We start from the raw sequence: 20,916 nt of genomic DNA on the forward strand, positions 1-20,916 counted from the left end.
TTAACTAGCGGAAGAACAGGCTTTTATTGATGGTCCGGTTAATGAATTATGTCGCATGATTGATGATTGGGATATTACTCATGTAAGAACGGATATGCCTCCTGAGATGTGGGAGTTTATTAAAGAAAAAGGCTTCTTGGGGATGATTATACCCAAAAATTATGGTGGCCTTGATTTTTCAGCAACAGCGCAAATGTCCATTTTAGCCAGAGTCTATGGCCGCTCCGTGACTGTTGGTAGTACTATTTCCGTACCAAACTCATTAGGTCCTGCAGAATTATTATTGAAATATGGTACTCAGGAGCAAAAAGAATTTTACTTACCGCGTTTAGCAGATGGCCGAGAAATTCCCTGTTTTGCTTTGACTGGTCCTAATGCTGGCTCTGATGCTGCGTCCATCCCTGACAAAGGCATCGTGTGTCGCCAGGAAGTTAATGGTCAAGAGGTTTTGGGTGTGCGTTTAACCTGGAGTAAACGGTATATTACGCTGTGCCCGGTAGCAACTGTGATTGGTTTGGCATTTCGTCTCTTTGATCCTGACAATTTACTGGGTAAAGGAACTGATGTTGGAATTACTTGTGCCTTAATTCCTGCTAATACCCCTGGCGTTATAAAGGGACGCCGTCATTTCCCCTTAAATACAGGGTTTTTGAATGGACCCACTCAGGGAAAAGATGTTTTTGTACCAATTGACTGTCTCATTGGTGGTGCCGAGATGGCTGGGGCTGGCTGGCGAATGTTAATGGAGTGTTTAAGTGCTGGCAGAGCGATTTCCTTACCTTCGAGTGCTGCGGGAGGATCACAAGCCGGTGCATTGGTAAGTGGTGCTTATGCTAGAGTACGTAAGCAATTTAACCAGGCAATTGCCAATTTTGAAGGGATAGAAGAACCTTTAGCCCGTATTGCTGCTAATACTTATCTTATTGACGCCGGGCTAACCATGACTGCTGCAGCGATAGATAATGGCGCCAAACCTTCCGTTGCTGGTGCTATTTTGAAATACAATACGACCGAAAGAGCTCGTCAATTGGTTATGGATGCTATGGATATTCACGGTGGTAAGGGGATCTGTCTCGGACCCAATAATTACCTGGGTCGTGGTTACCAGAATGCACCTATCAGTATTACTGTTGAAGGTGCCAATATTTTAACTCGTAGTCTCATTATTTTTGGACAGGGAGCCATTCGCTGCCATCCTTATGTATTCCGTGAATTGGAAAGTGTGCGGGAACATAATCTTGTTGCTTTTGATAGCGCTTTTTGGGGGCATGCGGGATTTGTACTAGCTAATTTAACCAAATCGCTAATTTTTGCATTCACTGATGCGCGTTTTACTGCGACGCCAAGAAGTTCAGTATGGCGGTATTATCAACTTGTACACCGCTACAGTACTAATTTAGCTTTCCTGGCTGATTTTTCAATGGTAGTGATGGGTGGGGAATTAAAGCGTAAAGAAAAAATCTCAGCGCGTTTAGGCGATGTGCTCAGTAATTTATATTTAATTTCTGCGGTATTAAAACGCTTTCACAATGATGGCGAGCCCGAGTCTGATATTCCCTTGGTCGAGTGGAGCTGCCAGCAGTTACTGCATGAATGTGAATTGGCAATTCATGGTGTAATAGCAAATTTCCCCGCACGTTGGGCACGGATTGTGTTGAAATTGTTGCTGCAACCCTTAGGCAGCCAACGACACAGACCTTCTGATAAATTGGGACAGAAATTGGCACATTTACTCACGGAGCCTAATGAAGCACGCACACGCTTAACTCGCTTTGTGTTTGTTGAGCCGCTGGATAATTGTCCTCTAGGACGTTTGGAGGAAACTTTCCATAAAATATGCGCTGTTGAAGATCTTGAGAGAAAGGTTGGTAAGGCAGTTAAAGAAGGTACTTTGACTTCACTAACATTACTTGAACAAATTGACGAAGCTGAGCATGGTGGTATTTTGGATGCTAAGCAAGCTGCTCAGCTTAGAGAGGCTGAACAGGCGAGGCAACAAATCATTGCTGTTGACGATTTCAGCGATGAAGAATTGCGTCGACAGCCAATAGATAATCTATTTAATCAATCTAAGAAAAAAATCCCTACACAGGATGGTTTAGCCACTGAGGTGGTTTGATATTGCCTCATTTATTTATAACCTAATAGGCATCCCTCTTGTGGGATGCTTTTCTACGTCATCTCGAACGCAGTGAGAGATCCTCCAATCGAAGATTCCTCACTTTGTTCGGAATGATGTTTTTCTACGTGGTGTATGAATTTTGTGTACATGCCTTTTCCAAAACGAAGCAGTACCTCGACAGGAAGAAAATAAGAAACCAGTCAAAGAACAGTCTAAGCGTCTTCTACAGCCTCATCAGGCATAGTAACATTTAATTCAAGTACGGAATTATCACCCATACGTTCTAGATTCACGCTGACTTGATCGCGAGAGACGCGAATATATTTAGCGATAACTGCCAAAATTTCTTCTTGTAATTTAGGCAGGTAATCAGGCGTGTTGCGTTGAGAGCGCTCATGCGAGATGATAATTTGTAGACGCTCTTTGGCGACAGAAGCTGTGCTGTTACGTTTCCTCAGATAGTTAAATAGGCTCATGCTGGTACATCCTCCTTGTTTTTACCGAACAAGCGGCGCAACAGGCCTTTCCGCTCACTTTGAACAAAACGCATAGGTCTGTTTTCCCCTAGAAAACGAGCTATAGCATCCTGATAGGCAAGGCCAGCGTCACTGGCTTCATCAAGGGTGACTGGTGTGCCCGTGTTAGAGGCTTTAAGAACAGCTTTTGATTCAGGAATAACACCAATGAGAGGGATCGCGAGAATCTCTTTAACGTCTTCAACAGATAACATATCACCTTTTTCGACACGCTCTGGATCATAACGAGTCAACAATAAATGCTCTTGAATCGGTGTGCTATTTTCAACCGCACGTTTGGTTTTACTGGCTAAAATACCTAAAATCCGATCAGAGTCACGCACCGATGATACTTCAGGATTTGTCACCACGATGGCATGATCAGCAAAATACATGGCCATATGAGCACCTGTCTCGATACCAGCTGGTGAATCACAAATGATATAATCAAATTCATTGGCCAATTCATTCAGCACTTTTTCAACGCCTTCCAGTGTTAATGCGTCTTTATCGCGAGTTTGGGAGGCTGGCAAAATAGAAAGATGCGGTAGGCGTTTATCTTTTATCAAGGCTTGGTTCAGGCTTGCTTCACCATTAATAACATTAACAAAATCATAGACAACACGGCGTTCGCAGCCCATGATAATATCAAGATTTCGCAATCCTATATCAAAATCGATGACTACCGTTTTATGGCCTCGCATGGCAAGACCCGAAGACAAAGCCGCGGAAGTAGTCGTTTTACCTACACCACCTTTACCTGATGTAACAACAATAATTTTAGCCAACGTTGAACCCTTCCTGTTAGTCGACCAGTTAAATAATTTAGCCCAGTTTACACGTTATTGATTGTTCAGTTCAAGCTCAATGATGAGTTAGAGAAAATTAATTTATACAAACGGTCAAGGCAGGTTTTAAAGTGCCCTGTTTAAGGCAAGAGAATTTTCCTTCTATCCTTGTTTGTAAAGGAAAGTTAATGATGATTAAGGGGGTTGTATCAATTATGAACAAAGAGGATGTGGCTGCTTTTCATGAATCAACAGGCAGCCACTCCTAATTCTTTTTAGCTGTTAATATAGTGCTCTAGGCCAGTGATTAATACCAACCATTAGAGCCACAACAAGTTGATGTATACTCACAAGGGCAAGTGGTTGTACAGCTGAAAGTACCGCACCCACAACCCGATAGTAATGCAACTGAGGCAACTACCGCCACTATGATTAACATTTTTTTCATGATGCGTCCTTGCTAGGTTGGATACAAATAAGTATAAGCATTGTTTTTATATTTAACAAATTGATCTTTTTATTGATATCTACTATGAAGTGGCCCATTATTTTATGGACAGTCATTTATCATTTTCCAGAATGCTTGTATAATATTCGGTTAATTTAATTGTCGGAGTGTGGTATGTCTCTTTCTGTTGCGCAGCAAGCATTGACTTTTGATGATGTATTATTGATTCCTGCCCACTCAACAGTGCTGCCGAAAGAAGTTTCTCTCAAAACTTTCTTGACCCGCGAGATCGAATTAAATATCCCGCTTGTATCAGCTGCTATGGATACTGTGACGGAAGCCCGCCTGGCGATTGCCATTGCTCAAGAAGGTGGTATAGGTATTATCCACAAAAATATGAGTATCGCGGATCAAGCGGAGGAAGTGCGAAAAGTAAAGAAATTTGAAAGTGGCATGGTTAAAGATCCTATTTCTGTCACACCCAATGTGACAGTTGGTGAATTACTAGATGTTATGACTAAACATAATTTTTCTGGTGTTCCCGTTGTAGAAGGTGATTTGCTTGTTGGAATCGTCACTTCAAGAGATATTCGTTTTGAAACCAATCTGTCTTTACCTGTATCGGCTGTTATGACGCCACGGGAACGTTTGGTAACGGTAAAAGAAGGTGCTGGACGGGAGGAAGTACGCAGTTTGTTGCACAAGCACCGAATTGAGAAACTACTGGTTGTCAATGATGCTTTTAGTTTGCGTGGCCTTATTACGGTAAAGGATATTCAAAAAGCAAAAGAGAATCCTTTTGCTTGTAAAGACAGTTCTGAGCAATTGCGAGTAGGCGCTGCAGTAGGTGTTGGTGAAGGTACCGAAGAACGGGTGGCTGCTCTGGTTGACGCAGGCGTTGATGTTCTTATTGTTGATACAGCTCATGGTCATTCTCAAGGTGTGTTAAACCGTGTGAAATGGATAAAGAAACATTTTCCTCGAGTTCAGGTAATTGGTGGAAATATCGCCACGGCTTCTGCTGCCCTTGATTTAGTTGCTGCTGGCGTTGATGCAGTTAAAGTCGGCATTGGTCCTGGGTCAATATGTACTACCCGGATTGTTACCGGAGTTGGTGTCCCGCAAATTACCGCTATAGCGAATGTGGCAGCAGGACTTAAAGGTAAAGTGCCGCTTATTGCAGACGGAGGTATTCGTTTTTCCGGTGATATCTGTAAAGCGCTGGCAGCCGGTGCTTATACAGTCATGCTGGGAGGAATATTTGCTGGTACAGAGGAATCTCCTGGTGAGATTGAGCTTTATCAAGGCCGCACTTATAAAAATTATCGCGGTATGGGATCTATCGGGGCTATGGCACAAGCACAGGGTTCAAGTGATCGCTATTTTCAGGATATTAGCCAGGGAGCAGAAAAATTGGTACCTGAAGGTATTGAAGGACGAGTTGCTTATAAAGGCCCTGTACAAACTATTATTCATCAAATGATAGGTGGACTACGTTCATGCATGGGATATACAGGCTGCAACACAATTACGGAGCTGCATGAAAAAGCTGAATTTGTTCAAGTGACAAATGCGGGTATGCGTGAGTCACATGTACATGATGTAAGTATTACTAAACAGGCACCTAATTATCAGGTTGATAATTGATTATGATAAAAAATATAAAAAAGCGCCCACTTGTTATTCTTGATTTTGGCTCTCAGTATACGCAGTTGATAGCACGACGTGTGCGCGAAATGGGTGTGTATTGTGAAATTCATCCTTTCAATATTGAAGTGAGTACACTACAAGTTTTGGATCCTTGCGGTATTATTCTTTCTGGTGGTCCTTCCACAGTGACCTTGCATACCAATCCGCGGGCACCCGACTGGTTATTTACATCAGGTTTGCCATTGTTGGGTATCTGTTATGGCATGCAAACAATGGCAGTGCAATTGGGTGGCGAAGTGCAATCTTCGACTATTCGAGAGTTTGGTTATGCCGAATTGCGTCTGCATGGACATAGCCAATTATTGCATGATATCGAAGATCGGGCGACACCAGGAGGCGATGCTTTACTTGATGTGTGGATGAGTCATGGGGATAAGGTGACTGTTCTTCCTTCTGGTTTTAAAGTCATTTGTGAAACTCGGAATGCACCAATTGCTGGTATGGCGAATGAAGAAAAGCATTGGTATGGCTTGCAATTCCATCCGGAAGTGACGCATACCTTACAAGGCTTGCGTATATTGCAGCGTTTTGTAGTCGATATTTGTAAGGCGGAAACCAATTGGACCGCTGATAACATTATTGAGCAAGCCATAGCGACCATTCGTCAGCAAGTTGGTGATCAACAGGTTTTATTGGGGCTGTCTGGTGGGGTGGATTCATCAGTCGTTGCTGCTTTATTGCATCGAGCTATTGGCACACAGTTAGTCTGTGTCTTTGTTGATACGGGATTACTGCGATTAAATGAAGCAGAGCAAGTTATGGCTATGTTTGGCCAACATATGGGAATACATGTTATTGCTGTCAATGCGGAAAAGAGATTTTTACAAGCTTTAGAGGGAGTTGATTGCCCTGAGAAAAAGCGAAAAATTATTGGTCATACCTTTATTGAAGTTTTTGATGAAGAAGCACAGCGTATACCTAACGTGAAATGGTTAGCTCAGGGTACTATTTATCCTGACGTTATTGAATCAGCTGCTACAAAAACGAATGGTGCGGCTGTCGTAATAAAATCTCATCATAATGTGGGTGGGTTACCAGACACTTTGAACTTACAATTACTGGAGCCGATCCGTGAATTGTTTAAAGATGAAGTGCGCACAATTGGTTTGGAATTGGGCTTACCCTATGAAATGGTTTATCGCCATCCTTTCCCTGGACCTGGTCTTGGTGTACGGATCTTAGGCCAAGTTAAAAAAGACTATGCAGATATTTTACGCCAGGCGGATGCTATTTACCTTGAAGAGTTGCATGCTGCTGATTTATACCACAAAGTCAGTCAAGCCTTTGCTGTGTTTCTACCGGTGAAAAGTGTTGGTGTTATGGGAGATGGACGACGCTATGATTATGTGATTTGTTTGCGTGCTGTTGAAACCATTGATTTCATGACCGCACACTGGGCTCAGCTGCCATGGGATTTTTTAGCGCAGGTATCCAACCGTATTATCAATGAAGTTGTCGGAGTGTCGCGTGTGACCTATGACATTTCTGGTAAACCACCTGCGACGATTGAATGGGAATAAATGATGTATGCAATAGCTCAGGTGATTAATTTAGAATCCAGGTAACCAGTTGTATTTGAGTGCAGGTTTAAGATGTACCAAATACGCTGTTTCCCGACAGGGGGTGGGTTATTATCGATGCATTTTGGATGGCGCAGGCTTATGATTTTGCGCTTACAGCCAAAGAGCAGGGTGAGGTTCCTGTCGGGGCAGTTTTGGTCGCTGATGATAATACTACCCTGTTAGGACGAGGTTGGAATCAGGTGATTCAAACGAATGATCCTTGTGCCCATGCCGAGTTAATAGCAATTCGTGCTGCAGCAGCCTGTCTTCAAAACTACCGACTCTTAAATACGACGCTCTATGTTACTTTGGAGCCTTGTTCTATGTGTGCTGGTGCTTTGATCCACGCCCGTATTGCACGTCTGGTATTTGCCACGCGTGATTTTAAGGCCGGTGCGGCAGGTTCAGTTTATAATTTATTACAAGGTTACCCACTGAATCACCAGGTGCAAATTGATGAAGGGATTATGCAGCAGCCTTGTGCTACGCTATTGGCTGATTTTTTCAAAAGCCGTCGTTAGTCAGAGCTGCAATGAGTGTTTGTTTGAGTAAGTCTTTTTCTTCTTTATTCAAGGGATGGCCTGTTTCAGTGGATATAAAGAACATATCTTCTGCTCGTTCACCGGCAGTAGCAATTTTTGCATTGTGCAAATAAATACGTAGTTTTAGAAATACGCGACTAATATTGGCCAATAAACCAGGTCTATCAGGGGTGACTAAAAATAAACGTGTCTGTTGGTGTTGGTTATCTTCACTAAAGGTAATTTGTGGTTTCAAATTAAAATGGGCTTGCGTGCGCGAAATCCTGCGGTGAGAGATAGTAGGTAGTTGGGTTGTATCAGCTAACTGATTCATTAGTGCTTGCTGAATATAAGCCGTTCTGCGTTCATCGAAAAAAGCTTGGTGATGTTCATCAAGAATAATGTAAGTATCCAGATCATAATTATTTTCGCAGGTTAAAATAGCTGCTTCCTGAATTGTCGCATAATGATTGCTTAGTACTGTTGTCGTGATAGTAAAACGTTCGTCCCGATGGGGCATATAGATAAATACTTCTGTTCCCCCTTCGCTATGATGCGGCATAATCAGTACAAGAGGGAATTGTTGGCAGTTAAGAATAGCGGCAGTGTGTCTCGCGATAACGTCGGGTGGCTCATGAAGAAAATACCTGCCTTTAAAATGTGACCATAATTCTTCAATCATTGCTGGTGAGCCGACTTCACTTACCAAAATAGCAAGCGCTTCCTGTTTGCGTTGATTAATAAGGGCTGTTTCATCCAGTTGGGTTTGCTCTTGTTGCATGGCTTGATGGGCTGCCCAGTATAGTTCCCTCAATAAGGAGTCTTTCCAGGCATTCCACAGTTTTTGGTTGGTGGCACAGATATCGGCAACAGTAAGTAGATAAAGGTATTCAAGGTAGTCTGCTTTGGGGAGCACACTACAAAACTGGCGAATGGTTTTGGGATCATAAATATCTTGCCGTTGCGCTGTTTGCGACATTAATAAATGATTGCGTACTAACCAAACCAGCAAATCTCTATCTTCATCACTTAATTTATGGCGTAGAGCAAATTGCTGTGCTTCTTCAGCCCCTAATTCGGAGTGATCGCCTCCACGTCCTTTGGCGATATCATGGAAGAGGGCAGATAAATACAAAATGCCACGTTTTTTAACAGTAGCCATTAATTGTGCAGCTAAAGGAAATTGTTTGCTATAGTCGATTTTCAGAAAACGAGCTAAATTTCGAATGACAAAAAGCGTATGTTGGTCGACGGTATAGATGTGGAATAAATCATACTGCATTTGCCCAGTTACTGCGGCAAAGCAATCCAGATAATGGCCTAGGATCCCATATCGGTTCATATGATGTAGTGCTTTATAAGGATCTTGCGCGCTATTGAAAATTGCAATAAAACATTGCGTTGCTGCTTTGGAAGAACGAAATTGTTTATTCATTAAATAAAGGTGTTGGCGAATTAGTCGAATAGTGCTTGCGCGAACACCTTCAATATCAGGGCGTTTGGCCATCCATAAAAATAATTCAAGTAAGGTTTGCGGTTTTTGGGCAAATACCTTGGGATGTCTTACTTCAATATGATTGTTCGAGAGTTGAAAAGCGCTGTCTAAACGAGTAATCAACTGTTTTTGATGATGGACTATTGCTTCAGCAAACCATTGTACCAACATCTCATTAAGCTCTCGGTTACGCTTTATAACTTTGAAGTAAGCTTTCATAAATTGCTCAATGGCTAATGAGTGAGTATTGTCTGTGAAGCCAAATAGTGCCGCTAATTTAACCTGATAATCAAAGAGCAAACGTTCTTCACGTTTTTCAGCCAGCATATGCAAAGCGAAGCGTACTCGCCATAAGAAATGTTGACAGTAAATTAGTTCTTCATATTCTTTATCGGTGATAAAACCACTACTAATACCATCTGCCAGTTTCTTAATGCCAAAATGGCGTTTGCCAATACTTAATAACGTATGGAGATCACGCAAACCTCCAGCACCGTATTTGACATTGGGCTCCAGGTTATAAGCAGTTTCCCCATATTTCACATAACGCTGTTGCTGTTCTTGTTGTTTAGCAAAAAATAATCATGACTCGACCACATATGCAGAGGATGGGTTTGATAGAATAATTCTTCCATCAATACACCACGGCCACAAATCAAGTACATATCAAGAATACTGGATATCACACTTAACTCTTTACTGGCTAGCTCAGCACACGCTGCGACAGTAGTTATCTGATGGCTGATATCTAAACCAACATCCCAGCAATCCTGAATAAAGGCCTGGGCTCGTTGGGAATGGGTTTTGGTAATTTTTTCAGTATGAAGTAGCAGGAAATCAACATCAGAATACAGTTGTAATTCACGACGTCCATAACTGCCTAAAGCCAAAAGACAAAATTTATTACCAAAATGCAGGCGATTTTTTTGGAAAAGAGTAAAAAGAATTTTATCAATAAAGGTGACTAATTTACGTGTGATGGTACTAATATTTCCTTTTTGGCGAAACTCTTCACACAGTTCATCCTTGAACTGTTTGATGGATTGTTTTAAAGCACGATTATCGTTCTTCATTACGTAAAGTAAGTATTTCAACCCCATCGTCGGTAACCAGCAGGGTATGCTCCCATTGGGCAGATAAGCTGTGATCTTTAGTAACTACAGTCCAGTTATCAGGTAGCAATCGAGTATGATGTTTACCAACATTCACCATTGGCTCAATAGTAAAAGTCATCCCAGGGCGTAAAATTTCACCAGTTCCTGGTGTGCCATAGTGAAGAACCTGCGGATCTTCATGAAAAATACGTCCAATACCATGCCCACAGTATTCACGAACTACTGAACAACGATTTTTTCAGCGTGTTGTTGGATCGCGTGGCCAATGTCACCCAAACGAACGCCGGGTTTTACCATATTAATACCAATAAACAAGCATTCATGAGCAACGGCAACGACATGCTTGGCTTTGATGGAAGGATTACCAATAAAAAACATTTTACTGGTATCGCCGTGATAGCCATCTTTAATAACGGTGATATCAATATTGATGATATCACCGTCTTTTAGCGCCTTTTTACTTGGGATGCCATGGCAGACTACATGGTTAATTGAAGTACAAATTGATTTTGGAAAACCATTATAATTCAATGGCGCAGGAATGGCTTCCTGCTCATTGACAATGTAATCATGACAGATTGAGTTGAGTTCATCTGTAGTAATTCCTTCTTGCACATGGGGACCTATCATTTCCAATACTTCACCTGCCAATTTGCCGGCCACGCGCATTTTTTCAATTTCTTCAGGAGTCTTAATAGTTACTGCCATTGTTTAATCCGCAAAAAAATTTAATAGTAGCATAAGCTTATCTTGATCAACACTGTTAGGAGACTTCTTTCGAAATTCTGCTGTAGTGGCGCATCGCTTTGTCGATGCGGTGTTCAGACTCTTCATGTCTTGGTGTTTAGCGGGTACACTCCGATTCTGCGTGCAGTTTCTCCTCGTGCTACGCGTACTGCAGCGAATTTCGAAAGAGGTCTATTCAATTATAAAGGGAAAATCAAGATTGGCGATCCGTTTTTCTGGGGATGAATGGATTAACTACGATAGAAATAAAGGCACCGAAAACAAGTAGCATAAAACCCCCCGCGATGCGGGGGTTAAAAATTAGTGGCATCTTTTAAAAAGTTGTTTGCGTTTTTCCATCTGTTGTTTCAGTAAAGATTGAAATTGAGTTTTTTGTTCGGCAGTAAGGACACTATATATCTGAATTCTAGCTCTGATTTTAGCCTTAATTCCCTTACCAATAAGGACCATTTTTTATCAACTAAACTATCTAATTTGGCTTCATCAACCTTGTCAGATTGCATTAATGCATGGATTTGTCTACGAATGTCGTTCAATTGATCCCAGGTGCTTTGGGTATCTGATTTGAGCTGAGCTTTGATGGCTTTTATTTTCGCTTGTTGATCTGTACTGAGATTCAAGGTGTTAAGAATTTGTCTCATGCCGTCAACACAGCAATTACAACTTTGTGCTGTTTGCGTTGAGGAAGAAGCAAACAAGGTTTGCGCTGCAAGTAATGAAATGGCCAAAATTACTGCCGCTAATATTCCTCTAGTCATGATACTATCCTTAGTTAATTTTTATGAGTTACAGCAAGCAGTATAGACGTAACCGATTATTTTTGCGTATTTCTTGCTAAAAATTAATTAATTAAGCCAATTACATTTGCTGAGAATCTCAGGTTATGGTATAAATATGGCGCTTTTAACGACACACACGTTTCGTCACATGCGGTTGGGTCCCAGATGAAGGGTACCGTATGGGAAACGTGGAGGCCTAACCCTGGAGATTTATTAATGAATGTTAGTATGCGTGAATTACTCGAAGCGGGTGCTCACTTTGGGCATAGAACCCGTTTTTGGAACCCTAAAATGGCGGAGTACATTTTTGGTTCGCGAAACAAGATCCATATCATCAACCTAGAAAAAACGCTGCCAATGCTAAATGATGTTATCAATTACGTCGGCCGTTTAGCTTCTAATAAAGCCAAAATTCTGTTTGTAGGTACTAAAAGAGCAGCTCAAGACAGTATTCGCGAGCATGCAAAGCGCTGTGGAATGCCCTATGTTGATCATCGTTGGTTAGGTGGTATGTTGACTAATTATAAGACAGTTCGTCAATCCATTTTCCGCCTGAAAGAATTGAAAGAAATGCGTGATAAAGGTATCTTCGAATCAATGATTAAGAAAGAAGCCTTGATGCTGACTAGAGAGCTGGAGAAATTAGAGCGTGGCTTGGGCGGTATCGAAGATATGGGTGGATTACCTGACGCACTGTTTGTTGTCGACGTTGGTTTTGAGCACATTGCTGTCGAAGAAGCTCGACGTTTAAAAATTCCTGTTATTGGTATTGTTGATACTAATAACTCCCCTGATAACATCGATTATGTTGTTCCGGGTAATGATGATTCTATGCGCGCAGTAGATATCTATGTTCGTTGCATTGCAGACGCTATTCTCGATGCGAAGCGTGGTAACACAGTTGGTGGTGTGTCATCAGATGCTGAGTTTGTGGAGATTGCTGTTGCTGATAAAGAATCAGACAAAGCGGATGAGTAATTAATTTTGAATATAAAGGGGGGCGTTGCGTCGTTAACGTGCCCCCTTTTTGCTATGTGGAGGATTGAAATATGTCGATTAGTGCTGCATTAGTCATGCAACTGCGTGAGCGTACTGGCGCTGGAATGATGGAGTGTAAGAAATTCTTGATTGCTACTAACGGTGATATTGAGCTGGCAATTTCTGAAATGCGTAAAGCTGGACAAGCTAAAGCTGATAAAAAAGCAGATAGAGTTGCTGCAGAAGGGGTAATCGTTGTTGCTCGCGCAGCTGATGGCCGCTCTGCTGTTATGTTAGAAATCAATAGCGAAACTGATTTCGTAGCCCGTGATGAGAATTTCACTGGTTTTGCTGGCAAAGTTGCAGAAACAACATTAAGAAGCGCAGCCAACGACATGACTGCCCTGGCAAATGAAACCTTAATCAGTACTAATAGTACGGTTGAGCAAGCACGACAAGAACTTGTAGCTAAAATCGGTGAGAATATCAAGTTGCGTCGTATGGAGAGAATGCAGTGTGATGGTGTTATTGGTTTCTACCTGCATGGTACCCGAATTGGTGTTATGGTTGCTCTTAAGAATGGTGATGAAGCGCTCGCAAAAGATATTGCTATGCATATCGCTGCTAGCCGTCCGTTGGTGGTTAATCGTGATCAGGTTCCTGCAGAAGCGATCGAAAATGAGCGTGATATTTTCACAGCACAAGCACGTGAGAGTGGCAAGCCACAAGATATCATTGATAAAATGATCGAAGGGCGTATCAACAAGTTTATCGATGAAGTTAGTCTATTAGGTCAGCCTTTTGTGAAAGATCCCAACAAAAAAGTGGGTCAATTGTTAAAAGAAAAGAATGCTGAAGTAATCTCTTTCATTCGCTTTGAAGTGGGTGAAGGTATAGAGAAGAAAGAAGATAATTTCGTGGAAGAAGTAATGGCTCAGGTTCGTGATTAATTATGAATGGTAATCAGCATCCTCAATTAAAATATAAACGCATTTTACTTAAATATAGTGGTGAAGCGTTAATGGGACAATCTCAATTTGGTATTGACCCGTCTGTTCTTGATCGTATTGCCAAAGATGTGGCTGAACTTATTCACATGGGTGTTGAAGTCGGTTTGGTCATTGGCGGCGGCAATCTGTTTCGTGGTAAAGCCTTGTCTGAGGTTGGATTAGGTCGAGTGACTGGCGATCATATGGGTATGCTTGCCACTGTAATGAATGCGTTGGCTTTAAGGGATGCTTTGGAGCGTATTGATTTACCAGCACGAATTATGTCGGCCATTCCTATGATGGGAATGGTTGATCCTTACCATCGGCGTAAAGCAATTACTCACTTACGTAATGGTCATGTCGTAATTTTTGCTGCGGGTACTGGTAATCCTTTTTTACGACGGATTCTGCTGCCTGCTTGCGTGCCATTGAAGTTGGAGCGGATGTTGTGTTAAAAGCAACAAAGGTAGATGGTATTTATTCGGATGATCCGATTAAAAATCCACTGGCGACCCGTTATGATTATTTAACTTACAAAAAAGTATTGAGCGATGGACTGCAGGTAATGGATTCTACTGCCATTTGTTTATGCCAGGATCACGGTATGCCTTTACAAGTATTTAACCTGACTGCTCCAAATGCGCTAAAGAAAATTGTCCTTGGTGAACGTGTTGGAACCATAGTAGGAGCGAACCATGATCAATGATATTAAGCAAGACGCTGAAAAGCGGATGAAAAAGACCGTTGAGACGTTGCAACATGATTTGACTAAGATTCGCACAGGTCGTGCTAACGCTGGCTTGTTGGATCATGTTCAAGTTGATTACTACGGTACGCTAACTCCTTTGAATCAAGTAGCGAATGTTACAAGTAGTGATTCTCGGACTCTACTGGTAACACCTTGGGAAAAATCGATGGTCGCAGCTATTGAAAAAGCAATTTTGACCTCCGATTTAGGCTTAAATCCAGCAACAGCAGGTAGTGCGATTCGCGTGCCTATGCCTCCTTTGACTGAGGAGCGCCGTAAAGAATTGATTCGCGTTGTCAGAGCTGAGGGTGAGCAAGGTCGGGTAGCGATTCGTAATATTCGCCGTGATGCAAATACTCATCTTAAAGAGCTAGTCAAAGAGAAAGAAATTTCTGAGGATGATGAGCGTCGTGCTGGAGAAGTTATCCAGAAGTTAACTGATAAATACATCGCTGATGTGGATGCAGTACTTGTTGAAAAAGAAAAAGATTTGATGGAAGTTTAATATATTTCTACCATCTTGGTGATTATGCCTCGATTGCCGTGCTTTGCTACTCACATACCAATGGTGTATGCTCCATGGCGATGCTTGAAAATCAAGGTCTAATCACTCGAGTTGGCGAAATGCCAACAGTACCTAATTTTTTATCTCCGCTATACAACCCCATTTGCTATCCCAACTTAAACGTTTAAGTTTTTACTATGTTTAAGAAGATCTAATAAAGAAGCCGCTGTCTCGCTTTTACAGGCTAGTATGATCATGTTGGCGCAATTTTTAACGGGTAAGGCAACTGTAGCAGATGAAAATTGTTGTCGGATAAGTTGAAAAATAGGCCATTGCTCATGTCTATTGGCCAAATTGACTGCGAGAATTCCGCCAGGTAATAAGGAGTGCATGCAATAAGAAAAAATTGTTCTGTGTTGCATTGTGGTGGAAAGACTTCTGTATTGAATAGATCAACAAGTAGATGTTGAAATAGCAGTGTATTTTCTTGCACGAAGATACTAGCATCCTGATGCACAATATGAAGATTCTTAAGGCTATCAACCATAAAAAAGCGCTTAGCTATATCAATTACTTCACGATTGTTTTCAACTGCAGTCAATTGAAAGTCTTCCAGAGAGGAAGATAGGGCGTGAGTTGCTCCGCCTCCTCCAAGTCCGAGCATACAGCAATTGCCTGGTTGTAATTGCGCAGCCAAAACGAGTGGTTTGATGTACTGTAACCCTGGTCGCTGAGGAAAACGTCTGTTCAAAATAGTTTGCAGGGCAGTCCCGTCAAATTTTAACCAACGAAAGAAAAAATTTTGAAAAACTCTGACGCCCGTTGATGAGCGATAAATACACCGTCCTGCGATGGTTTTCCACATACCTTACTCGTTTTTTCACGTTGAAAAGGATAAATTGCACCCAGGTTTAAGAGGGTGCTTAATTCATCTAAGGCTGATAAACATTCATCAATAAGTAAGGGATCAATTAAGTCTTTAGCTTGTAATTGAGTACGATAATGGCGTTTAACCCACGTTTCCATACGGTCTAGTAAGGTATCATTCACTAAAACTCCTTGATGCATTGCGTGAAGCTCTGATTCAGTTAAAGGGACGCGTAATCGCAGGCAAGCAGGACCGCCTCCATTGCGCATACTCTGCCTAAGATCAAGATAGTGCGCAGCAGCAATAGGATTTGCATCATCAGCTAGCAACTCATCAATCAGTGCCTTAACCACAGGGTTTTCTTGGCATTCACTAGGAGCAATCAAAAGCATTCTGCTGTTTTCTGCCGCGTTAGGTAGGGTAATGAGTTGTGAGTTAAAGAGATAAGAGCCCACCGCTTCGGCTACACTGAGACGACTACGGCTAACTTGCAGGATCTGAACATGGAAGTTAGCTTTGTTTTGCAACTCATTTAGGATTTCTGTCTGACGTAAAAAAGCATCCTCATGAATAAACAGCACTGATTCATTGGCGACAGCGATGACATCATTATGAAAAACGCCCTGATCAATTGCAAGTGGATTTTGGCAAGCAAAAATAACTTGATTGGGGTTTAACAAATGCGATCTGGCAATCGCTTGTGAAGCTTCGAGTGTTTGCCGTGCAGGATATTTTAAGGGACTATTTAGTGATCCAGAGTTTTTTGCTAACGCTTGTTTACCGTAAACAAAGAGATTGATAGCGGCTGCGTTGTGTTTGACGCATAAACGATTATGATTGGCTGCGCCTTCATCACCTGTGGTAACACTTTTCGGTAATACAGGGTGATGATTAAAGTAAGTTTTATCGTGAAAGAGTGCTTGTAACAAATGGCTTGAAAAATCAGCTTCCTGACAGCGATGTAAATTACTAATTAAATTGGCTGCTGTGAAATGAACTCGCTTATCAGCTGTATCAACGCTTGCTGAAACAGTTGCCGCATTGGCAGTCCACATACTAGAAGCAGAATAACAAGCATTCAACAATTCGGGAGCGCTACGATAGGCTTTTTCAATTTGCTGGGCAGCTGTACCGCTAAACCCTAATTGATACAATAATTGAAGATTGGGGCGTTGGTGCGGTGGGAATAAGGCTTGTTTGATGCCAGATTGATGTAATAAACGCATTTTGGCGAGCCCCTGAAGTGCGGCTGCCTGAGGATTGGAGCCACTCAAAGCGTTCGATGTTGAAGCAAGGTTACCTGCAGCAAGGCCGGCATAATTGTGAGTTGGGCCAACCAGACCATCCAAATTTAATTCATAGGTTTGCATAAGCTTAGCTCAAATCGATGCCAGGCAATAGTTGCGCTGGCGTAGTTAAATGAGGTTGCTCCAGACTTGCAATGGGATAAGTGCAATAATCAGTAGCAAAATAAGCACTCGGGCGATGATTACCACTGTGGCCGATACCACCGAAAGGAAGGCTGCTTACTGCGCCAGTGGTTGGCCTGTTCCAATTGATTAAGCCTGCACGTACTGTATGGTAGAACTGCTGATAGTGCTCTGAATTGTCGCTTAGCAAGCCTGCTACCAAACCATAGCGTGTTTGATTTGCAAGTGCTAAAGCTTCTTCAAAATTTTGATAACGATAAATCTGGACCAAAGGTGCAAAAATTTCTTCATCAGTAACTGAATGAGCTTTGGTCATATCGATGATTCCTGGTGAAAGTAAACCTGTCTTTTCGGCAAGTAAAGACATGGTTAATAAATTAATACCACCATTGTGAATGAGTTTCTTCTGTGCTTGCAGATGCAGTAGCGCGTGTTCGTAGCTAATAACTGGACCTAAGAAAGGTTCTGGTTTATTAGTAAAGGAGCCGACGCGAATTTTTTCACAAGCTTTTATAAAACGTGCAAGGATTCGATCACCAGATTGATTATCCGCAATCAGTACTCGTCTAGCACAACTGCAGCGTTGGCCAGCCGTAATCATTGTGGAAACCAGAGTATGATAAATAGCAGCATCTATATCTTTAACCTCATCAATGACGAGTGGATTATTGCCTCCCATTTCAAGTGCTAAGATAACTTCGGGTTTTCACTAAAATGCTGGTGAATCTGTCGGCCTGTATGATAGCTGCCTGTAAAGTACACGCCTTGAATATCGGTGGATAGGAGTGCTTTGCCACAATCAGCGTTGCCTTGTACGCAATTAATAACGCCTTGGGGCAAACCACTTTCATGCCAGCATTGAATAATGAACTGTGCAACGGCTGGGGCCAACTCACTTGGTTTATAGATAACCGTATTTCCTGCCAACAGAGCAGGTACGATATGGCCATTACTTAAATGGGCTGGAAAGTTAAAGGCACCCAGAACAGCAATAACTCCATGTGGCTTATAGCGCAAGCAGGCGTTTGCATCGGGAAGTGTAGCTTGTTTTTCTGCATTGCGTTCTTGATAAGCTTGAATCGATAAATTAATTTTAGCGATAACCGCATTCACTTCGGTTAATGCTTCCCATAAAGGTTTCCCTGTTTCCAAGGAGATTAGGTAGGTAAGTTCATCACGTTTTGTTTCCACTTCTTTAGCAAAGAGGTGCAAATAGTTGGCTCGCGTATCAACATCAAGGGAAGACCAGTAAGGCAAAGCAAGATGGGCTGCTTCACAGGCCTTGGCTATTTCTGTAGGTGTTGCGCTAGTGCCTTGCCAAATTACTGAGTTATCTGCAGGATTTCTTGAGACAAAGGGTTGTCCTTCTCCTTTTATCCAACGGCCTCCAAAATAATGATTCGCTGCGCTGTCATTTTGTTGGCCGATATTCATTTTTTGCTCGCTATAAATAGTTGGTTCTTCAATTTGCAAAGGGGCTATACGTACACAATCACCCCGCTTCACGCCTAAGAGTCGCGCGGTTTCCTTGCTAATAATGCAAGATGCTTGCTGAGTATTAAAAATAGCTTGACTAACAGTGGCACGAAAATCAAGCTTCGTATTTGCAAGTAAAAAACGTTTGCTACCTACTTCATCACTAATACTTTTAATGGTCATAATGCGACTGGCTGCAAGCGTGCGTATTTGGTTGCGGGGTGCTTCGATTGTGGGGCCTGCATCAAAAATATCGACATAACAATGATAGCGAAAACCTTCATGTAGCAAGATGTTCATTGCTGGGACAGTGGATTGATGAGGTTTGCCAATAACTGCTTGTGCTTCTGGTGCAAGTAATTTGACATACAATGGGTTTCTTGGCATTAAATCAGCGATAAATTGCTTGTTCGTAGAGATTGTTAATCGATCAGCATCAGCAAAAGGCATATGAAAAAAATGTCTGCCTACATTATCCCAAAAGGGGGAATGTCCCCATTCATCTGAGATACCGCGCATTTCAGCAATGATGGTAGAAGCAAAACGATTGGGATAATGAGCAATAAAGAGAAAACGGGCTCGTGAAAGAAGCAGGCCATTACTACTGTGTCTATAAGCGGGTTCTAGAAATAAGGTACATATTTCGCTGCGTCCTTGATTATCATTAACCAGACTTAGTACTTCATAATCACTACGAATATTAAGAGAATGGCAGATTCGTGTGCGTTTAGATAACTTGTAGGAATAGAACGGGAGTTCATGTCCAGTCGCTGCTTCAATCGCTGAGGTTCCAATAACTTGTCCTTTTTCTGGCTCCTCCAATACAAATAAATAATACTCACTCTTTGGCCGGTGAACCGTTTTTTCAAAGGAAGCACAAGACCAGGCAAGGCGCTTATGCAGAAGTTCTTTATCTTTTGGCAGGGTGGTCATGCCAATACCACAATGTTCAGCAAGATGAAAAATAGCGTCTAGATCGGTTTCTCGCGCACGGCGAAATAGCATCATCTTATTAATTCCTCAAGTCCACCACCTGCTAAGTCAAGAAGTAACAGGGCACTAAGTGAAGCGCGTTCAACAAGACTATCCAGTAAGATAAATTCATTTGGACTATGAATATTGCCTCCACGGACACCCAAGGTGTCAATAACCGGTAAACCCTGCTGCGCAAGATTGTTGCCATCACAGCAGCCACCACTATCTTGCCAGTCTATCGATAAATCAAGTTCTCGTCCAACCTGTTTGATACGGTTAAATAGCCGTTCAGTCGCTGGACTAATTCGTTTAACTGGTCGCCCGAATTCACCATGAAGAGTTAATGAACAGTCTTCACGCTTCATTTTATTGATGAGTGCCGTGAGCTGTTGTCGCACCCATGTTTCATCTTCTGGTTGATTGATACGGACATCCAATTTGGTAACGGCTTTATCAGGCACAACATTCAATGCTTCACCACCAGCAATTTTACCCACGTTAATAGTAATACCATCACGTTGTCCATTTAAGGCATGGATACTGGTAATTGCCTCGGCAAGATAGCAAATAGCATTGCGACCCTCAAAGAAAGCACGACCAACATGGGCTGATTTACCGGTAGCAACAATGGTCAATTTGCCGCTGCCGCGGCGATTTTTAGCCAACATGCCATTAGCATTCATAGCAGGTTCATAAACCAATGCAGCCTGATAGTTAGAAGCAATTTCCGCTAAGAAAGGGCTTGAAGTAGGAGAGCCAATTTCTTCATCAGCATTAATCAGTACATCCCAACCGAGCTCGGAAGCAATAGAGCTTTCTTCAAAAGCTGCCAGGGCATGTAGCATAACAATGATTCCTCCTTTCATATCGGCAACGCCAGGGCCGTTTATTTCATTGTCATTCAAGGAGGTTAGGGTTTGAAACGGGTGACTAGCCGCATAGACTGTATCCATATGCCCACACAATAGAACGCGACGTTTTAACTCAGGCCGTTTGCGAATGAAAAGAGCATCTCCGCAGTGTTGGACTACCGTGTCACCCGTCATGTTAATCGTGGTTGTAGTCGGTGGTTTAGGTGTTTGTATTTTATCTGCGATAGGCATGAAAGCAGCGCTTAATAGCTGGTGCATCTGTGTTAAGCCTTG

At 42.2% G+C, this 20,916-nt stretch carries 13 protein-coding genes and 5 pseudogenes; 8 read left to right on the top strand and 10 right to left on the bottom strand.

Annotation, left to right across the window (positions count from 1 at the left end):
- The first annotated feature begins 55 nt into the window (after nt 1-55).
- Complete coding sequence (locus BN58_RS23965; RefSeq protein ID WP_019216706.1) at nt 56-2,119, top strand: acyl-CoA dehydrogenase; 2,064 nt, start codon at nt 56-58, stop codon at nt 2,117-2,119.
- 215 nt (nt 2,120-2,334) lie between these two features.
- On the opposite strand, the gene minE is transcribed toward BN58_RS23965, so the two are convergent.
- Nucleotides 2,335-2,598: a cell division topological specificity factor MinE gene (gene minE, locus BN58_RS10040; protein ID WP_019216707.1), complete on the bottom strand. Its 264-nt coding sequence runs from the start codon at nt 2,596-2,598 to the stop codon at nt 2,335-2,337.
- Nucleotides 2,595-3,425, bottom strand: coding sequence for a septum site-determining protein MinD (minD, locus tag BN58_RS10045; RefSeq protein ID WP_019216708.1), 831 nt, complete (start codon nt 3,423-3,425; stop codon nt 2,595-2,597). The genes minE and minD overlap by 4 nt, the downstream gene beginning before the upstream one ends.
- A gap of 622 nt (nt 3,426-4,047) precedes the next feature.
- Here minD and guaB point away from each other — a divergent pair.
- The 3 genes from guaB to tadA all read left to right on the top strand — a co-directional run bounded on the left by guaB (nt 4,048) and on the right by tadA (nt 7,666).
- On the top strand, nt 4,048-5,520 hold the full coding sequence (gene guaB / locus BN58_RS10050) for an IMP dehydrogenase (RefSeq protein ID WP_019216709.1): 1,473 nt from the start codon (nt 4,048-4,050) through the stop codon (nt 5,518-5,520).
- 2 nt (nt 5,521-5,522) lie between these two features.
- Nucleotides 5,523-7,103: a glutamine-hydrolyzing GMP synthase gene (gene guaA, locus BN58_RS10055; protein ID WP_232220505.1), complete on the top strand. Its 1,581-nt coding sequence runs from the start codon at nt 5,523-5,525 to the stop codon at nt 7,101-7,103.
- 128 nt (nt 7,104-7,231) lie between these two features.
- Nucleotides 7,232-7,666, top strand: coding sequence for a tRNA adenosine(34) deaminase TadA (gene tadA / locus BN58_RS10060; protein WP_019216711.1), 435 nt, complete (start codon nt 7,232-7,234; stop codon nt 7,664-7,666).
- Here tadA and glnD read toward each other — a convergent pair.
- The 3 genes and pseudogenes from glnD to BN58_RS23980 form a co-directional block, all read right to left on the bottom strand.
- Nucleotides 7,650-10,234, bottom strand: a pseudogene (gene glnD / locus BN58_RS23970) ([protein-PII] uridylyltransferase). The gene tadA and the pseudogene glnD sit on opposite strands and share 17 nt — an antisense overlap.
- Nucleotides 10,221-10,984: pseudogene (gene map / locus BN58_RS23975) on the bottom strand (type I methionyl aminopeptidase). The pseudogenes glnD and map overlap by 14 nt, the downstream one beginning before the upstream one ends.
- A 386-nt stretch (nt 10,985-11,370) precedes the next feature.
- A complete protein-coding gene (locus BN58_RS23980) occupies nt 11,371-11,781 on the bottom strand; it encodes a Spy/CpxP family protein refolding chaperone (protein ID WP_026069401.1) in 411 nt (136 codons plus the stop codon).
- A 237-nt stretch (nt 11,782-12,018) separates the two neighbouring features.
- On the opposite strand from BN58_RS23980, the gene rpsB reads away from it, so the two are divergent.
- The 4 genes and pseudogenes from rpsB (at nt 12,019) to frr (ending at nt 15,022) form a co-directional block, all read left to right on the top strand.
- A complete protein-coding gene (rpsB, locus tag BN58_RS10080; protein ID WP_019216712.1) occupies nt 12,019-12,780 on the top strand; it encodes a 30S ribosomal protein S2 in 762 nt (253 codons plus the stop codon).
- 71 nt (nt 12,781-12,851) lie between these two features.
- On the top strand, nt 12,852-13,730 hold the full coding sequence (tsf, locus tag BN58_RS10085) for a translation elongation factor Ts (protein WP_019216713.1): 879 nt from the start codon (nt 12,852-12,854) through the stop codon (nt 13,728-13,730).
- 2 nt (nt 13,731-13,732) lie between these two features.
- Nucleotides 13,733-14,475: pseudogene (gene pyrH, locus BN58_RS23985) on the top strand (UMP kinase).
- Nucleotides 14,465-15,022 carry a ribosome recycling factor gene (gene frr / locus BN58_RS10095; RefSeq protein WP_019216715.1) on the top strand — a complete coding sequence of 186 codons (558 nt, stop codon included), beginning with the start codon at nt 14,465-14,467 and terminating at the stop codon, nt 15,020-15,022. Before pyrH ends, frr begins: the two are co-directional and overlap by 11 nt.
- A 253-nt stretch (nt 15,023-15,275) precedes the next feature.
- Here the strand turns inward: frr and BN58_RS23990 are convergent, their stop codons facing one another.
- From BN58_RS23990 to BN58_RS10120, 5 genes and pseudogenes are all read right to left on the bottom strand, one after another.
- Entirely contained in the window at nt 15,276-15,887 is a 612-nt protein-coding gene (locus BN58_RS23990; protein ID WP_156812471.1) for a polyamine aminopropyltransferase, read from the bottom strand.
- Complete coding sequence (gene astB, locus BN58_RS10105; RefSeq protein WP_019216716.1) at nt 15,803-17,260, bottom strand: N-succinylarginine dihydrolase; 1,458 nt, start codon at nt 17,258-17,260, stop codon at nt 15,803-15,805. Before astB ends, BN58_RS23990 begins: the two co-directional genes overlap by 85 nt.
- Before the next feature lie 4 nt (nt 17,261-17,264).
- A pseudogene (astD, locus tag BN58_RS23995) lies at nt 17,265-18,754 on the bottom strand (succinylglutamate-semialdehyde dehydrogenase).
- 24 nt (nt 18,755-18,778) lie between these two features.
- Nucleotides 18,779-19,804 (bottom strand): annotated as a pseudogene (locus BN58_RS24000) (arginine N-succinyltransferase); the annotation flags it as partial.
- Nucleotides 19,801-20,916 (bottom strand): hydrolase (locus BN58_RS10120; RefSeq protein ID WP_019216719.1); only part of this gene is annotated, 1,116 nt, incomplete at its 5' end. The gene BN58_RS10120 and the pseudogene BN58_RS24000, both read right to left, overlap by 4 nt.

It is taken from the genome of Legionella tunisiensis (assembly GCF_000308315.1).
Lineage (GTDB): Bacteria > Pseudomonadota > Gammaproteobacteria > Legionellales > Legionellaceae > Tatlockia > Tatlockia tunisiensis.